We start from the raw sequence: 16,363 nt of genomic DNA, 5'->3' as shown, positions 1-16,363 counted from the left end.
CTTCAAGGCAGGTTCTCGCGGGTGAAGATTTCGATCCGCACCGGGGCAGCGGGTTCGTCCGGACCCGAGCGGACGTGGTGGCCCAGTAGCAGCCGCAGCGTCTCCGCCGCCTCGGCGCGGGGGTTCTGGTTGATCGCGGCGTCCATCACGCCCTCGATCAGGAAACGGCGGGTGTGCGGCGTCAGCTCATGGCCGATATAGACCAGGTGCGGCGCGTCGGCCGGCCGGCGGCGCAGCACCTCGGCGACGCCGCGGTTGCCGCCGCCGATGTTGTAGAGGCCGATCAGCCCGGGATGGGCGGCCAGCAGCCGGGCGGTCACCGCGGCGCTCTGCTCGACGCTGTCATGGCCCTCGACCAGGGCCGGGACGGTCAGGTTCGGGAAGCGCTCGCGCAGCACGCTGCGGAAGCCGGCCTCGCGCTCCTCATGGCCGCGATAGGCCAGGCTGCCGGCGATCAGCCCGACCTCGCCGGTGCGCCCGGTCAGGAAGCGACCCATCAGGTCGCCGGCGGTGCGGCCGGCAGCGCGGTTGTCGACGCCGACATAGCCGATGCGGGCGGATTGCGGCAGGTCCGAGACCATGGTCGCCACCGGCACGCCGGCCGCCGCCAGCTCCGCCACCGCCTCGCGCACCGCCGGGTGGTCGAGGGCGATGAATCCGACGCCGTCGCTGCCCCGGCCGATCCGGCGCAGCGCCGCGGCCAGGGCATCGGGGTCGAAGCCCTCGATCAGGTGCAGCCGCGGCTTCACGCCGAAGGCGGTGAAGTCACGCTCCGCCGCCAGCACCGCGTCGCCCAGGTCGCGGATGAAGGTGTTGCTGCCGGCCGGCAGCACGATGTCGAACTGCAGGATCCTGCCGCGCGACAGCAGGCTGGCGGCCAGGTTGGGGGCGTAGTTCAGCCGCTGCACCACCGCCTGGACCCGGCTCGCGGTCTCGGCGTTGACGCCGTCGCGGCCGTTCAGCACCCGGTCGACCGTGGCCAGGCTGACCCCGGCCTCGCGGGCGATGTCGACCATGCGGGCCTTCTTGCCGGCGTCCATGGCGGTGGTGTCTTGCCTCATGCGGTCCCTAGACCCCCAGCGCCCGCAGCTTGCCATCGATGAAGGCCTTGGCGCGGGGCACGTCGGCCTCCTCCAGATGCTCGATGATCAGCGGGATGTTCGGGTGCCGGCGGGACAGGCGCTTCAGGTACAAATCGTAGTTCAGCGACCCCAGCCCCGGCGCCGGCAGCTCGATCTCGCCGACGCCGCGGAAGCTGTGCGCCTCCGACGCGTCGATGTCGGCATGCTTCTCCGACTTGTCGGTGCCGGAGCGCTTCACATCCTTGGCATGGCTGATCCGGATGCGGTCGTCCAGCGCGTCGAAGATCCGGTTCAGCTCCCGGTCCATGCGATCGATGTTGTGGGATTCGAAGTAGTTGGTCGGGTCCATCAGCAGGCCGAGGCCCGGGCTGGGCACGTCGGCGAACAGGCGCAGCGTCTCGTCGACCGAGCCGATGACGTTGTTGACATAGGGTTCGAGCAGGAACACCGCGCCGTGGTCATAGGCGGTGCGGGCCAGGTCCTCGACCACCGCGCGACACTCCTCGTAGCCTTCCTCGGTCTTGTTCTTCGGGTGGTGCACCCAGTCGCTGTCGGTGGCGAAGGTGCCGGTCTCGCTGATGACATAGGGGCTGCCCAGGTCGCGGGCGTGGCGGATCAGCGTCCGCAGATGCTCCAGCTTGGCCTGCCGCGCCGCCGGGTCGGGATGGACGATGTTGGTGTAGCCGCTGATGGCGCAGACCGGCAGGTCGTGGTCGCGGAAGGTCTCCCGGATGGTCCGGCACTTGTCGCGCGTGATCGCGCTGGTCGACAGGTCCATGTCCTTGAAGGCGAGGTCGAGCTGGACGGTGTTGAACCCCAGCGAGCGGATCTTCTTCGCCGTCTCCGGCAGCGAATAAGGGAAGTAACCGGTGAAGATGCCGACCTGGATCATGACGCGTTCCTCCGTGTTTGTTGTTGTCAGGCGCCGAATTCCGCCAGGCGGACGGCGCGCTTTTCGGTGAGCGAGCGGTAGGCGGCTTCGACCAGCGCCATGGTGCGGACGTTGTCGGCGCCGCTCAGCAGCGGCGGCTCGCCGGTCTGCACCGCGTATTGCAGCTGTTCCATCACGCCCTTGAAGGCGTGCGGGAACCACATCGTGTCCCAGCGCGGCTGCACCCATTTCCCGTCGGTCTCCGGCGCGCAATAGGCCAGGGTGCTGGGGCTGCCCTTCGGATAGTCGGGCCAGCCGATGGTGCCCTGGGCCAGGCCCTCGGTGCCCTCGACCCGCCACTTGATGTAGATGTCGCTGTCGAAGCCCTCGGCGCGCGGGCCGGACCACACGTCCTCCAGGCTCACCGCCATCAGCCCGCTGGGGAAGGACAGGGTGGAGCAGCAGATCCCGTCGCGATGCGCGAAGCCGGTGCGCGGGTCGGGCCGCGCCGCCGTATAGATCTCGACCGGGTCGCCGAACAGGAAGCGCAGCACGTCGAGGTGGTGGATGCTCATGTTGAGCAGGGTCAGCCGGCCATAGGTCTCGAGGAAGGGCTGCCAGTGCGGGATCGCCCGCATCTCGATCGTCGCCAGCACCGGCGTGCCGAGCGCATTGCGGTCGAGCAGCTGCTTCAGCACCCGCATCGACTGGTCGAAGCGCATGTTCTGGTTGACCGACAGGATCTTGCCGGCGGCCGCGGCCTCCGCGGCCAGGCGCTGCGCCTCGCCGTGGTCCATGGCCAGCGGCTTCTGCGCCAGGATCGCCCGGATATGCGGCTGGCGCAGCGCGTGCCGGATCAGGGCCGGCTGCTGGTCGGGCGGGAAGGCGATGTCCAGGATCTCGACCTCGCGGTCCTCGATCAGCGCCGCCGGCGTGTCGTGCACCCCGGGGATGCCCCAGCGCTCCGCCACCGCACGCGCCTTGTCCGGGGTACGGCTGGCGATGGCGACGACCGGGAAGCCGGCCTCGCGATACGCCGCCAGATGCACATCCGCCATGATGAACCCGGCCCCGATCGCGCCGATGCGATGGTCACGGCAACGGATCTCGGGATCGGGCGTGAAACCCGACGGCACGGACATGGCGGCCCTCCCTGGCGTATTTTGAGGTACGTTACCGATTTCAATTTTCGGCTTCAATGATGAATCTGAGTAGGGATTACTTTCGACTGAGCATGAATGAATGAGGTGCGTTACCGGTTGCCGGTCAGCATATACTAACTAGGATGTTATGCCTGATCGATCGTTCAGGCGCTGATTGTCCAGAATATCGGACATCGGTCCGCGCCGCTGCGTTGACGCCGGCGGCGGGGGAACCTCATCCTTCGGGAAAACAGATCCAGGGCGCGGGCGATGGCCACGAGCTCGGAACCGGGAGGAACGCTTGCAAATCGGCTTCAACCTGCTGGTGGTCGGAGGGGCGATCTCGCCCGCCGACCGCCCGGTGCTCGAATCCCTGAAGCGCCACGGCTATGACGGCGTCGAGGTGCCGGTCATGGCCGGGACCGAGGCCGATTGCGCCGCCCCTGGGCCGCGTGCTGGACGAGCTCGGCCTGGCCCGCACCTACACCACCATCATCCCCGACCTCGACCACAGCCCGATGAGCGCGGACTCGGGCGTCCGCCGCCGCGCCCGCGACCGGCTGGCCTGGGCGATCGATTGCGGCCACGCGCTGGGCGCCACGGTGATGGGCGGGCCGTACCATTCGCCGCTCGGCGTGTTCTCGGGCTCCGGGCCGACCGAGGACGAGCTGGCCAACCTGGCCGAGGCGCTGCGCTGGGCCGCCGGCCGGGCGCAGGAGGCGGGGATCCATCTGTCGATCGAAGCGGTGAACCGCTTCGAATGCTACGCCCTGAACACGATGGAGCAGGCGGAGCGGCTGCGCGTCCGGGTCGGGCACCCGAATTTCGGCTTCATGTACGACACCTTCCACGCCAATATCGAGGAGCGCGACCCGGTCGGCGTCATCGCCGCCCATGCCGCCGGCATCACCCATGTCCATTTGTCGGAGAATGATCGCGGCATCCCCGGCCGGGGCCATGTGCCGTTCGCGGCGACCCTGAGGGCCCTGCGCGGCATCGGCTATGACGGCTGGCTGACGGTCGAGGCCTTCGGCCGGGCGCTGCCCGACCTCGCCGCCGCCACCCGGGTGTGGCGCGACCTGTTTCCGGATCTCGACACGCTGCTCGGAGAATCCATCACCCTGATCCGGCGCGAATGGGAGGAAGCGGCATGAGCGATGCCGCCCCGCGCTTCGAGATGCGAGGCATCCGCAAGGTCTTCCCCGGCGTGGTCGCGCTCGACGGCGTGTCTTTCGCCTGCCGGGCCGGCGAGATCCATGCGTTGTGCGGCGAGAACGGCGCCGGCAAGTCGACCCTGATGAAGGTGCTGGGCGGCGTCTATGCGCCGGATGCCGGCGAGATCCTGGTCGACGGCGCGGCGGTGCGCTTCGCCCACCCCGCCGCCGCCCGCGCCGCCGGCATCAGCATCATCCACCAGGAGCTGAGCCTGCTGCCCGACCGCAGCGTGGCCGAGAACATCCATCTCGGCATCGAGCCGGTGCGCCGCTTCCGGCTCGACCGCGCGGCGATGCGCGCCGGCGCGCGGTCGCTGCTGGACCGGCTGTCCTCCGACCTCGACCCGAACATGCCCGCGCGCGACCTGACCATCGCCGAGCAGCAGACGGTGGAGATCGCCAAGGCGCTGGCGGTCGATGCCCGCATCCTGGTGATGGACGAACCGACAGCGGCCCTGGACGACGTCGAGGCGGCGCGGCTGTTGCAACTGGTGCGCAGCCTGAAAGAGGCCGGCGTCGCCGTGGTCTACATCTCGCACCGGATGCCGGAGGTGTTCGCCATTGCCGACACCATCACCATGCTGAAGGATGGGCGCCACGTCGCCACCCGCCGGCGGGCCGAGACCGGGGCGGACGAGGTGGTGCGGCTGATGGTCGGCCGGCCGCTCAGCGACTATTACCCGCCGCGGCCGGCGGACCCGCCCGGCGACCCGGTGCTGCGGGTCGAGGGCGGCGGCAATGCGCTGCTGGCCGATATCGATCTCACGGTGCGGCGTGGCGAGATCGTCGCCGTCGCCGGGCTGGAAGGGTCCGGCAAGACGGCCCTGGCGCGCGCCGTGGTCGGGGCCGAGCCGTTCCTCAGCGGCCGGATGTGGATCGAGGCGAAGGAGGCGCGGCCCGGCTCGGTGCGGGCCGCTCTGTCGCTGGGACTCGGCCTGGTGCCGGAGGACCGCAAGCGCGACGGCCTGGCGCTGATGCAGTCGGTGCGCGACAACGGCCTGCTGGCCCGCCGCGGCCTGGCCGGGCTGTTTTCCCGGCCGAACGGCAGGGCGGTGGGGGCGGCGGCAATCGACGGCATTCTGTCCGCCGTCGATGTCCGGGCGGTGAGCTGGGAGCAGGAAATCCGGCTGCTGTCCGGCGGCAACCAGCAGAAGGCGATCCTGGCGCGCTGGCTGGCCTGCGACCCGCAGCTGCTGGTCTTCGCCGAGCCGACCCGCGGCGTCGACGTCGCCGCCAAGGCCGCGATCTACCGGCTGATGCGCGACTTCGCCGCTCGCGGCCGCGGCATCCTGGTCGCCACCTCCGACCTGCCCGAGGCGCTGGGCCTGGCCGACCGCATCCTGGTGATGCGGGCCGGCCGCATCGTCGGCGAGCGGCCGGGCGGCGCGACCGAGGAGGAGGTCATGGCGCTGGCCACCGGCCACCGCTATGACCTCCCTGGTGGGGCGGTCGCGGCGTTGGGGGCGGTATGAGCGCGATCGCCACCACCGGGCGGCCGCGCCGCCGCGCCGAGCTGCCGGTGCCGCTGATCCTGATCGCGGCCTCGGCCATCGGCTTCGCCGCCACCGCCCTGGCCACCGGCCAGTCGGCGCAGCTGTCGGCCGACGGCGTGATCGCGGTGCTGGAGCGGGTGGTGGCGCTGGGGCTGGTGGCGCTGGGCCAGACCTTCGTCATCCTGGCGCGGTCGATCGACCTGTCGGTGGCCAACCTGGTCAGCGTCGCCGCGGTGATGTCGTCCTGGATGATGCAGGGCGACCCGGCGATGATGCTGCCGGCGGTGGCCGCGGTGCTCGCCATCTCGGCCCTGGTCGGGGCGGTCAACGGCCTGCTGGTGACGCGGCTGGAGATCAACCCGCTGATCGCCACGCTCGGCGTCGGGCTGGTGCTGCAGGGGCTGCTCAGCGCCTCGTTCCAAAACTTCGCCGGTTCGGTGCCGGAAAGCTTCCAGGTCTTCGCCTACGGCCAGGTCGGGCCGGTGCCCTATCCGGTGATCGGGCTGTTCGTGCTGACCGGCTGCGCCGCCTTCGTGCTGCGCTCGACCCGCTTCGGCGCCCATCTCTACGCCACCGGCGGCAACCCGGACGGGGCACGGCTGGCCGGCATCCACACCCACCGGGTGACGCTGGCGGCGCATGTGATCTGCAGCCTCGCCGCCGGGCTGACCGGGCTCTACCTTGCCAGCCGCCTGCGCTCCGGCGCCCCCTGGGTCGGGCGCGACGGGCTCTACGACCTCGAATCCATCGCTGTGGTGGTGATCGGCGGCACCATCCTGGCCGGCGGCCGCGGCGGCGTCTGGGGCACGCTGGCCGGAGTGATCCTGTTCGGCACGCTCGACGCCGTGTTCACCATGGTCGGCATCGACGCCTTCGTGAAACAGGTGCTGCGCGGCGGCATCGTCATCGCAGCGGTCGCGGTTTATGCCTATCGCACGCGGGGGCACGTGGCATGATCGAAACCACGGAGCCGCGCCCGATCGCCCCCGCGAAGGCCATGCCGTCGCCACTGCGCCGCCTGGCCGCGATCCGCCCGGCCTATTGGGTGCTGATCGCGCTGCTGGTCGCGATCGCCGTGGCCAGCCCGGCCTTCCTGGAGCCGCAGGGCTACATGAACTTCCTGCGCCGGGCGGCGCCGCTGGTGATCCTGGCCGCCGGGCAGCTGTTCGTCATCGTCGTCGGCGGCTTCGACCTGTCGGTCGGGTCGCTGATCACGCTGGTGGTGATGGCGTCGTCGCTGCTGATCCAGGGCGACCCGGCGCAGACCTGGTGGGTGATCGCGCTGGTCTACGGCATCGGCCTCGCCGTCGGCCTGTTCAACGGGCTGGTGGTGTCCTGGCTGAAGGTGCCGTCGATCATCACCACGCTGGGCATGCTGCTGGCGCTGAAGGGCATCGCCCTGGCCTGGTCCGGCGGGTCGCCACAGGGCTACCTGCCCGACAATTTCCGCGACTTCGGCCGGCTGACCTGGCGCGGCCTGCCGGGGATCGACCTGCTGCCGCTGGCGGTGGTGGTCGCGGTGGTGGCGGTGGCGCTGCTGTGGTGGCTGATGCACGGCACCGTGCTGGGGCGCCTGCTGCTGGCGGTCGGCGACAATCCGCGGGCGGCGGAGCTGGCGGGGACGCGGGTGCGGCTGGTGCGCACCATCGCCTTCGTCGTCTCCGCCCTGTCGGCTGTCACCGCCGGCATCCTGCTCGGCGGCTTCGCCGGGGTGTCGACCAATGTCGGCGACGGCTACGAGCTGCAGGCGATCGCCGCGATCGTGATCGGCGGCGCCCAGCTGCTCGGCGGCCGCGGCACCGTGCCCGGCGCCGTGGCCGGGGCGCTCAGCCTGTCCGCCTTGTTCACCCTGCTCAACCTGATCGGCCTGCCCAAGCCGCTGCGCGACGCGGCCCAGGGGCTGATCCTGATCGGCGCCGTCGGCTGGAGCGTCTGGCGCCGCCGCAGGGGAGGGGCCTAGCTCCACGATCATTTCAAGAACCAGAACGATAGGGGAGGAACGCCAATGCATATCGGGATGATGATCGGCACCGCAGCCCTGCTGGCCCTGGCGGCCGGCACGGTCCAGGCGCAGAGCTTCGATGATCCGAAGGAGTTCGAGGCCCAGCGGGCGCTGATGTCGGCCAAGGCGGAAGGCCCGGCCGACAAGCCGTGGGAGCAGCACTACGGCAGCCAGATGGTCGACACCGCCAAATACAAGAAGGCCGGGCCGTACAAGCTGTGCTTCTCCAACGCCGGGGTCGGCAACCCGTGGCGCGTGGTCGGCTGGACCACGATGCAGGCCGAGGTCGCCCTGCACAAGGCGGACATCGCCGCCTTCACCGTGGCCGATGCCGAGGGCAAGGACGACAAGCAGATCTCCGACATCAAGGCGATGCTGGCCAGCGGCAATTGCGACGCGCTGATCGTGTCGCCCAACACCACCGCGGCGCTGACCCCGGCGGTGGAGGAGGCGTGTAAGCAGGTGCCGGTCATCGTGTTCGACCGCGGCGTGCTGACCGACTGCCCGGTCACCGTGATCAAGCCGATCGGCGGCTACGCCTTCGGCATCGCCGCGGCCGAATACATCGCCGCCAATGTGCCGAAGGGCGGCAAGGTGCTGGCGCTGCGCATCCTGCCCGGCGTCGACGTGCTGGAGAACCGCTGGGCCGCGGCCAAGCGGATCTTCGACGAGAAGGGCATCGAGGTGGTGGGCGCCGAGTTCACCGATGGCGACCGGGCCAAGACCAAGTCGATCGTCGAGGACACCCTGACCCGGGTCGGCAAGCTCGACGCCGTGTGGATGGATGCCGGCGCCACCAGCGTCGCCGCCATCGAGGCGTTCGAGGACCAGGGCATGGACATGCCGATCGTCACCGGCGAGGACCAGCAGGACTTCCTGCAGAAGTGGAAGCAGTCGGGCATGAAGGCGCTGGCGCCGACCTATCCGACCTATCAGTGGCGCACCCCGGTGATCGCGGCACTGCGCATCCTGAAGGGCGAGCCGGTGCCGGGCCCGGCCTGGTCGCTGCCGCAGCCGACGATCACGGCCGAAAACCTGGACAAGTACGTCAACGACAAGATGCCGCCGCTGCATTACGCGATGTGTGGCTGCGAGGGCATGCCGGACTATCCGCAAAGATGGATCGGCAAATAGGCAACGCGCAGGGGCGGGCTCGGCCCGCCCCTCAGCCACCGGAGGATCCCATGGGCGATTATCACATCACCGGCGCGATGATCTGGGACGGCAGTGGCCGCGACCCTTATCCCGGCCAGGTCGTGGTCCGCGGCGACCGCATCCATGCCGTGGCCCCGGCCTCGGAGCGGCTCGATGCCGGCGGCTGCGAGGCGGTCGACGGCGGCGGCGCCACGCTGCTGCCGGGGCTGGTCGAGGGCCACGCCCACCTGTCCTTCTGCGGCGCCGCCCGCAACACCGATCTCGGCGACATCCCGACCGAGGAGCATGTGCTGGAGACGATGTGGAACGCCGAGCTGCTGCTCGACCACGGCTTCACCAGCTGCTACTCGGCGGCCAGCGCCAAGACCCGGCTGGACGTGGTGATCCGCGACAAGGTCAACCAGGGCCGGCTGAAGGGCCCGCGCATCCGTGCGGCCAGCCCGGAGATCACGGTGACCGGTGGCCTCGGCGACGAGACCCGGCTGCACCTGGCCCGCGCCAGCTTCGGCATGGTCTGCGACGGGCCGGAGGAGGTCCGCCGCGCCGTCCGCATCTGCATCCGCGAGGATGTCGACAACATCAAGATCAACATCTCCGGCGACGATTTCGTCGACCCGGCCAAGGGCGGCATGTCGGTGATGTCGCAGTCCGAGGTCACCGCCGCGGTGGAGGCGGCGCATGATTTCGGCCGGCGCGTGAACTGCCATGCCCGGGCCAGCGAGGCGGTGAAGCGCGCCATCCGCGCCGGGGTCGACGTGATCTATCATTGCGAGCAGGCCGACACCGAGGCGCTGGACATGCTGGAGGCGAAGAAGGACCAGATCTTCGTCGGCCCTGCCATCGGCCTGATCTACAACACCATCCACGAGGCCGGGCCCTGGGGCATCGACGAGGAGAAGGCGCGCAAGCTGGGCATGCATCTGTGCCTGGAGGCCAGCCAGCGCACCTATGCCGAAATGCGCCGCCGCGGCATCCGCGTCGTCATCGGCGGCGATTACGGCTTCGCCTGGACGCCGCAGGGCACCAACGCCCGCGACGTCGAGCATTTCGTCAAGCTGTTCGGCTACACCCCGTCCGAAGCGCTGCAATGCGCCACCCGGATCGGCGGCGAGCTGATGGGCATGGGCGACCGGCTGGGCCAGGTGCGCGAGGGCTTCCTGGCCGATCTCATCCTGGTCGACGGCGACCCGCTCGCGGACATCGCCCTGATCCACAACCACGGCGCCATCCGCATGGTGATGAAGGACGGCGCCATGCACCGCCTGTCGCCGCGCCGGGCGATGCGGGCCGCTGCCGAGTGACGCGGTGGAGGGGCCGCGCCAATCGGGTGCCCACCAGTCGGGCGTCGAGGTCCTGCTCGGGGTCGTCGACCGGCTGATCGAGGCGACCGGCGGGGCGACGGTCGCCGCCCTGGCCGACGGGCTCGCCGTGCCGCGCTCCAGCCTCTACGCCGTGCTGCGGCCGATGCTGGCCGCCGGCTGGCTGGAGGCGCCGCGGCGCGGCACCGTCCGGCTCGGCGCCGCCTGGTTCGACCTGGCGGTGGCGCTGGAGGCCGAGGCGGCGCAGCCGGCCGCGGCATCCCGGCCGCGGCTGCAGGGCATGACCGGCCCGGCCCGGTCCTTCCTGTGGAATCCGGGCTTCACCGAGCTGGTCGATGCCGGCCCCTTCGCCCGGCCGCCGCCTTACGTCTTCGGCTTCTCCAACGGCTCCCGCGCCAATCTCTGGCGCCAGGGGCTGATCCACGGCGTCCAGTTCGCCGCGTCCGAGCATGCCGACCGCATCGCCGCGCTGCGAATCGCCCATGCCGATGAGGATGCGGCGGCCCAGGCGCGCGACATCGACGCCTTCCTGGCCATGGGCGTCGACGCGCTGATCGTCAGCCCGCTGGAGACCGAGGCGCTGCTGCCGGCCCTGGCCCGGGCCCGCGCTGCCGGGCTGCCGGTGATCATGGTCGACCGGGTGCTGGGCGACACGTCGCATTCGCTGGTCCAGGTCGTCGGGCCGGACACCGCCATCGGCAGGCTGCCGGCGCAGTGGCTGGTCGAGACGCTGGGCGGCCGCGGCGCGGTGGTGATGATGGTCGGCGACCCCGAGATCGGGCCGCTGCTGCGCCGGTCCCGGGCGGCGCGCGAGGTGTTCGCGCTGGCGCCCGGCATCCGCATCCTCGACACGGTGCACACCGAGATGACGGTCGCGGCCGGCCGCCGCGCCATGGCCGGGCTGATCGAGCGCTGGGGTGACGCCATCGACGGCGTCTGGTGCGACAGCGGCCTGCACGGCGCCGGGTCGATCCAGGCCTGGGTCGATGCCGGCCGCGACGGCCGCGTGCCGCCGCACACCGGGGGCGACCAGAATGCGGTCTACCAGCTGGCGATCCTGCACGGCGTCAAGCTGGCGGCGATGGACTTCCCGCCGGCCATGGGCATCCGCTCGGTCGAGGCCGGGCTCGACATCCTGGCCGGCCGCACCTTGCCGCGGCGGATCGAGGTGCACACGCCCTTGGTGATCAGCCGCGGCTGCGAGACCGCCTCGGTCCGCGCCGATGTCTTCGTCGAGGACCATGTGCGCTGGGACCGGCCGCCCAGCCTGATCCTCGGCCACGGCATGGGCGAGGATTACGACCCGACGAGCTTCACGCCAGGGAAGGGGGGCGCCGTGGGCAAGGGCGCGGCGGCCGATGGCGGTGCCCGCTCGATCCTGCGCACGCTCGACATCCTGGTCTGGCTCAAGGCGCATGGCGGCGAGGCCGGCATCGCCGATTTGCTGGAGGCGGTGGCGATGCCGCGCTCGTCGCTGCACGACCTGCTGGGTCCCCTGGCCGGGCACGGGCTGCTGCAGCGCGGCGGCCGCGGCCGGATCCGCGCCGGGCCGCGGGCACGGGCGGCCGGCTTCGCCGCGATCGGCATCGCCGACCTTGCCGCCGCGGCCGAGCCGATGCTGGACCGGCTGGCGCGGTCGGTGGGCGGGGCCGCGGCACTGGCGGTGCTGCATGGCGAGCGCTGCACCATCGCCCTCGGCCGCGCCACGCCCGGGGCCGCGCCCGCGGTGCCGCCGATCGCGGTCGGCGGCCGCAGCCCGGTGAACTGGACCCTGGCCGGGCGCCTGCTGGTCGCCGAGCTGCCGGAACGCCGGCTGCGCTGGCTGCTGGCCGCCCATGCCCGGCCGCGACGCGACGCCTCGCTGACGCTGCCCGAGCTGGTGGCGGCGATCCGGGCCGAAGGTGGGCAGCGCGTCGCCGTCCTGGCCGGCGAGGCGGGTCCCGATCTTGCCGAGGCGGCGCGGCCGATCCGCGGCGCCGACGGCCAGGTCCGCGCCGTGCTGCTGCTGCGCGTGCCGGCCGGCGACCTGCCGGCGGCAAAGGCGGCGCTGGAAGCTCTGGATCTGCCGGAAGCCGCTGTGCCTATTCTGCCAACCGATCCTTCTCCCGTCACCGAGGCCGCCCTGCCATGACCGACCCCTTCATGATCCGCGCCCATGTGCCGGATTTCGAAACCCATCTCGCCGCCTATCGCCGCGCCAGCGAGCGCACCCGGCAGTCGCTGCGCGGCGTCCGCGACCTGGCCTATGGCGACCATCCGGACGAGACGCTCGACCTGTACCTGCCGGCGAAGGGGGAGGGGCCGTTCCCGGTCCATGTCTTCGTCCATGGCGGCTATTGGCGCGCCTTCTCCAAGCTCGACTTCGCCTTCGTCGCCGATGCCGTCACCGCCCATGGCGCGATCGCCGCGATCATCGACTATTCGCTGATGCCGAAGGCGCGGATGGCGACGCTGGTCGGCCAGGTGCGCCGGGCGGTGGCCTGGCTGGCGGACAATGCGGGACGCTGGGGCGGCGACCCGGCGGCGCTCAGCGCCAGCGGCGCCTCCGCCGGCGCCCATCTCACCAGCTTCCTGGCCTGCCGTGGGGCGCGGGAGGCCGCACCGCCGGCCCTGCCGGTCAAGTCCCTGCTGCTGGTCAGCGGCATCTACGACCTCGATCCGATCCCTCGCAGCTTCCTGCAGCCGGAGATCGGGTTGACGGCGGAGGAGGTGGCGGCCTGGTCGCCGCTCGCGGCCACACCGGCGCCCGGGCCGGTGGTGGATGTCGTGGCCGGCGCCGACGAGACGCCGCCCTTCCTGGACCAGGGCCGCGCCTTCGCCGAGCGCCTGGCCGCGGCAGGCGTCGCGAGCAGCTTCGCCACCCTCCCGGGCGAGAACCATATGAGCATCGCCACGGCGCTGGGCACCCCGGGCTCGCCTTTGGCGGAGCGCCTTGGCCGGACCATCGCCGCGTCGCGACGGGGCGCCTGATCCGGCCACGCCCGGGCACCTGGAGCCAGATGAGTCCAGCTCAGATCGGGTCATTCCGATCCGGCGGTTTGTTGCCGGGCAATCGGGTGGGGACTATTTACCTATCTATTGTCATGCCCGGGCTTGACCCGGGCATCCAGAGGCTGTCGACATCTTCTGGATTGCCGGGTCAAGCCCGGCAATGACAGGAAATAACAAACACGAAATGGTTCAGCCTCTTCACCCGATTGTCCTGGATCTGTTGTCTCTCCTGCTTGCGAGACCTTTTCAGAATTTCAAACATCGTCATTGCGAGCGCAGCGAAGCAATCCAGGCAACGCGAAAACGCTCGGCATCCTGTCAACCCCTGCCCGAATGTACTGAGGTGACCTGATCTCAATTCATTCCGCCCTAGCTGACCTTGGTGAAGCGGCCCAGGCTGCGGACGATGTTGTCGAGCAGGCCGCCGCCCTCCGCCGCTGCAGCCTCGACCGGCCTCGGTGCCGCCGGCTGCCGGGCGAATCTTGGATCGACCAGCCGCCGGCGATGCTCGCGGATGGCGGCGCTGACTGCGAGGCGGAAGACGTTGGGGCTGAGCGGCTTGATGGCGAAGCGGTAGATCTGCCCCTGGTTGATCAGCTTGACGATGGTGTCGGCGTCGGGGGAGGAGGTCGTCGCCACCACGGTGATGGAGGGGTCGATCCGGGCGACCTGCGCCAGCATGTCGGTGACATCGACGCCGTCGACCTCGCTGTTGGTGACGATGACGCCGATCTCCTCCTGCTGCAGGATCTCCAGCGCCTCCTCCATGTTGGACGCCGTCAGGATGCTGTAGTCGCGGGTGAACATCTCGAGCATTTCCTGGCGGTCGCTGGCCAGGCCGTCGATCGCCAGCAGCTTGGTGGCGACGCCGAGCGGCGGTGTCAGGACTGCCTCAGCCTCCTCGGCCGCGGCCGGGGCGGCGCGCGCGATCTCGGCTGCCTCGGCGATGACCTGGCGCAGCTCGTCCTGGTTCCACGGCTTGTTGAGGAAGCGGAAGACTTCGCCCTCATTGACCGCGCCGATGATGGCGACCAAGTCGCTGTAGCCGGTGAGCAGGATGCGCACCGTGTTGGGCCACCGTTTGCAGACCTGCGACAGCAGCTCGATCCCGACCATCTCCGGCATGCGCTGGTCGGAGACGATCACGTCGATCCGGTGGGCCTCCAGGATCGCCAGGGCCTCCCGCCCGCCGGTCGCGGTGTAGACGTCGTAGCTGGACCGGAACATCACCTTGAGCAGCTTTACGATGCGCTCTTCGTCATCCACGAAAAGCAGGCTGGGCCTGTCAGTCATCTCGCTCTCCTTCATACCTGCGAAGCATCATGGGAGGGGTATCGAACGGGGTGGGGCCGGGTGACGGCCGGACGGCGGACGTCTCTCACGCGGCGGCCTGCTCGAGCCGATGCTCGGATTCGGTCTTGGCGCGATGCGGCAGGATGATGGTGAAGGTGGTCCCGATGCCGGGCTGGGACCTGGCGGAGATGGTGCCGCCATGGGTCTGGATGATCCGGTAGCAGATCGACAGCCCCATGCCGGTCCCCTTGCCGACATCCTTGGTGGTGAAGAACGGATCGAAGATCTTGGGCAGCACGTCCGCCGGGATGCCGGTCCCGCTGTCCTCGATCTCGATCCGGATCATGTCCTCGGTTTCCACCCGCGTGCGCAGGGTCAGCTTGCCGCGCTTGGGCTGATCGGCCATGGCGTGGGCGGCGTTGTTGATGAGGTTCAGGAACACCTGCTTCAACTGCGTCGAGGATGCGTGGATCTTGGGGATCTTCCCGTAGTCCTTGACCGTATCAGCGATGTATTTGACTTCCGACCGGGCGATCAGGGCTGCGCCGTCCAGGGCTTCTTCGATATCGATGTATTCGAGGCGGCCTTTGTCGAGGCGCGAGAAGTTCTTCATCGTGATGATCAGGTTGGTGATTTCGTCGAGGCCGTGCAGCCCTTCATCGATCAGCATGTTGAGCTCGCCGAGTTGATCGTCGGGCAATCCGTCCGCCGTGGCCGGCCGCAGTTCCGCGACGGCGCCGAGGACTGATGTCCTGCCCGCCTGCATCTCGGCCATCTGGTCCCGGATCAGGCAGAACACCGCCTTCACATAGGCCAGCGGCGTGTTGATCTCGTGGGTGATGCCCGCCACCATCTGGCCCATGGCGGACAGCTTGGACGACTGGATCAGCTGCGACTGCGCATCCTCATTGGCCTGCTGCAGCGCCGAGTTGTCCTGGTTGAGCCGCTTGTAATGGCGGCGCAGCAGATAGGCGGCCCAGGTGATCGCCAGGACGAGCAGGAAGGAGCACACCAGCACCAGGTCGCGCAGCAGCGACCGGTACCGGTTCTGATCGGCTTCCAGGACCTGGGCGTCGCGCTGCAGGCGGTCGATGGCCTGGGCGGTCGGCACGGCCGTGAGGTCCACGATCAGCTTGGTGCCGAGCTGCTTCTGGCGAAGGATCACCGCCATATGGGCCAGGAGCGTGTCCGCCTTGGCCGCCGCCTCGGGCGATGTCCGGCCGGCGGCCTCGCGCAAGGCGGCCATCTGGTCGTCGATCACCTGCTGCAACTGCTCATTGGGGGTGACGATGTAGCTCGCCACATCGATGACGATGCGGGTCAGCAGATCGGCGATCGGCGAGTTGGACGGAGGCCGGTCCGCGCCGCCCTCGAGCTCGGCGAACAGATCCGCCGCGGCGATCGGCAACAGGCGCGAGGAGTTGCTGATGATCGAATACTGGGCCTTGATGCGCTCGACGATGCGGATCTTGGCGTCCATCGCCGAGCGGTACGCGGCCAGCGAGGACGGCAAGTCCCCGGTCGGTGACGAATCCCCGTCGGCCAGCTTTTCGATCGTCCGATAGCGCTCGGCCAGCGTGCCGACGGGCGCGGCCACGGAGTCGTAATTGGGGTTCAGGCCCAGCTCCAGGCTGAGGACGTCGGCGCTCCAGAGCGCGTCGATCTGCTTCATCTCGGCGAGGCTGGCCAGCAGCTCCGCCGGCCGGGTGTCCGGCGCCCGCAGCATCGCCAGCAGCGTTGCCAGAACCGTGAGAAGAACGGCGATGATGCCTATGCAGACGATCCTGGATCTGACGATCAT

13 protein-coding genes are annotated in these 16,363 nt (G+C 70.0%); 8 read left to right on the top strand and 5 right to left on the bottom strand.

What is annotated here, in order from left to right; translation table 11 throughout:
- Positions 1-2 precede the first annotated feature (2 nt).
- Genes QFZ27_RS38835 through QFZ27_RS38825 form a run of 3 tightly spaced genes read right to left on the bottom strand, consistent with a single transcriptional unit; the run spans position 3 to position 3,095 of the window.
- Positions 3-1,061 carry a LacI family DNA-binding transcriptional regulator gene (locus QFZ27_RS38835; protein ID WP_429232293.1) on the bottom strand — a complete coding sequence of 353 codons (1,059 nt, stop codon included), beginning with the start codon at positions 1,059-1,061 and terminating at the stop codon, positions 3-5.
- A 7-nt stretch (positions 1,062-1,068) separates the two neighbouring features.
- Positions 1,069-1,974 carry a sugar phosphate isomerase/epimerase family protein gene (locus tag QFZ27_RS38830; RefSeq protein WP_429232292.1) on the bottom strand — a complete coding sequence of 302 codons (906 nt, stop codon included), beginning with the start codon at positions 1,972-1,974 and terminating at the stop codon, positions 1,069-1,071.
- Between the two features lie 26 nt (positions 1,975-2,000).
- On the bottom strand, positions 2,001-3,095 hold the full coding sequence (locus QFZ27_RS38825; protein WP_429232291.1) for a Gfo/Idh/MocA family protein: 1,095 nt from the start codon (positions 3,093-3,095) through the stop codon (positions 2,001-2,003).
- A 452-nt stretch (positions 3,096-3,547) separates the two neighbouring features.
- Here QFZ27_RS38825 and QFZ27_RS38820 point away from each other — a divergent pair, with 452 nt between their 5' ends.
- The 8 genes from QFZ27_RS38820 to QFZ27_RS38785 are packed head-to-tail and all read left to right on the top strand — an operon-like array spanning position 3,548 to position 13,248.
- Complete coding sequence (locus QFZ27_RS38820) at positions 3,548-4,249, top strand: sugar phosphate isomerase/epimerase family protein (protein ID WP_429232290.1); 702 nt, start codon at positions 3,548-3,550, stop codon at positions 4,247-4,249.
- A complete protein-coding gene (locus QFZ27_RS38815; RefSeq protein ID WP_429232289.1) occupies positions 4,246-5,781 on the top strand; it encodes a sugar ABC transporter ATP-binding protein in 1,536 nt (511 codons plus the stop codon). Before QFZ27_RS38820 ends, QFZ27_RS38815 begins: the two co-directional genes overlap by 4 nt.
- Positions 5,778-6,758 carry an ABC transporter permease gene (locus QFZ27_RS38810; RefSeq protein ID WP_429232288.1) on the top strand — a complete coding sequence of 327 codons (981 nt, stop codon included), beginning with the start codon at positions 5,778-5,780 and terminating at the stop codon, positions 6,756-6,758. Before QFZ27_RS38815 ends, QFZ27_RS38810 begins: the two co-directional genes overlap by 4 nt.
- Positions 6,755-7,762, top strand: a complete 1,008-nt coding sequence (locus tag QFZ27_RS38805; RefSeq protein WP_429232287.1) for an ABC transporter permease — start codon at positions 6,755-6,757, stop codon at positions 7,760-7,762. Before QFZ27_RS38810 ends, QFZ27_RS38805 begins: the two co-directional genes overlap by 4 nt.
- Positions 7,763-7,807: 45 nt before the next feature.
- The gene (locus QFZ27_RS38800) at positions 7,808-8,938 is read left to right on the top strand and encodes an ABC transporter substrate-binding protein (RefSeq protein WP_429232286.1); all 1,131 of its coding nucleotides are present in this window, start codon (positions 7,808-7,810) and stop codon (positions 8,936-8,938) included.
- A 50-nt stretch (positions 8,939-8,988) separates the two neighbouring features.
- The gene (locus tag QFZ27_RS38795; protein ID WP_429232285.1) at positions 8,989-10,260 is read left to right on the top strand and encodes a metal-dependent hydrolase family protein; all 1,272 of its coding nucleotides are present in this window, start codon (positions 8,989-8,991) and stop codon (positions 10,258-10,260) included.
- Between the two features lie 4 nt (positions 10,261-10,264).
- Complete coding sequence (locus QFZ27_RS38790; RefSeq protein WP_429232284.1) at positions 10,265-12,409, top strand: substrate-binding domain-containing protein; 2,145 nt, start codon at positions 10,265-10,267, stop codon at positions 12,407-12,409.
- Entirely contained in the window at positions 12,406-13,248 is an 843-nt protein-coding gene (locus QFZ27_RS38785; protein WP_429232283.1) for an alpha/beta hydrolase, read from the top strand. Before QFZ27_RS38790 ends, QFZ27_RS38785 begins: the two co-directional genes overlap by 4 nt.
- A gap of 390 nt (positions 13,249-13,638) precedes the next feature.
- Here QFZ27_RS38785 and QFZ27_RS38780 read toward each other — a convergent pair whose 3' ends face one another.
- Both QFZ27_RS38780 and QFZ27_RS38775 read right to left on the bottom strand, forming a co-directional pair.
- Positions 13,639-14,562 carry a response regulator gene (locus tag QFZ27_RS38780; RefSeq protein ID WP_429232282.1) on the bottom strand — a complete coding sequence of 308 codons (924 nt, stop codon included), beginning with the start codon at positions 14,560-14,562 and terminating at the stop codon, positions 13,639-13,641.
- An 85-nt stretch (positions 14,563-14,647) separates the two neighbouring features.
- Positions 14,648-16,363: a DAHL domain-containing protein gene (locus QFZ27_RS38775; protein WP_429232281.1), complete on the bottom strand. Its 1,716-nt coding sequence runs from the start codon at positions 16,361-16,363 to the stop codon at positions 14,648-14,650.

The sequence above is a fragment of the Inquilinus ginsengisoli genome (assembly GCF_050434925.1).
GTDB lineage: Bacteria > Pseudomonadota > Alphaproteobacteria > DSM-16000 > Inquilinaceae > Inquilinus > Inquilinus ginsengisoli_B.
This window is presented reverse-complemented; position numbering and strand designations above follow the sequence as displayed.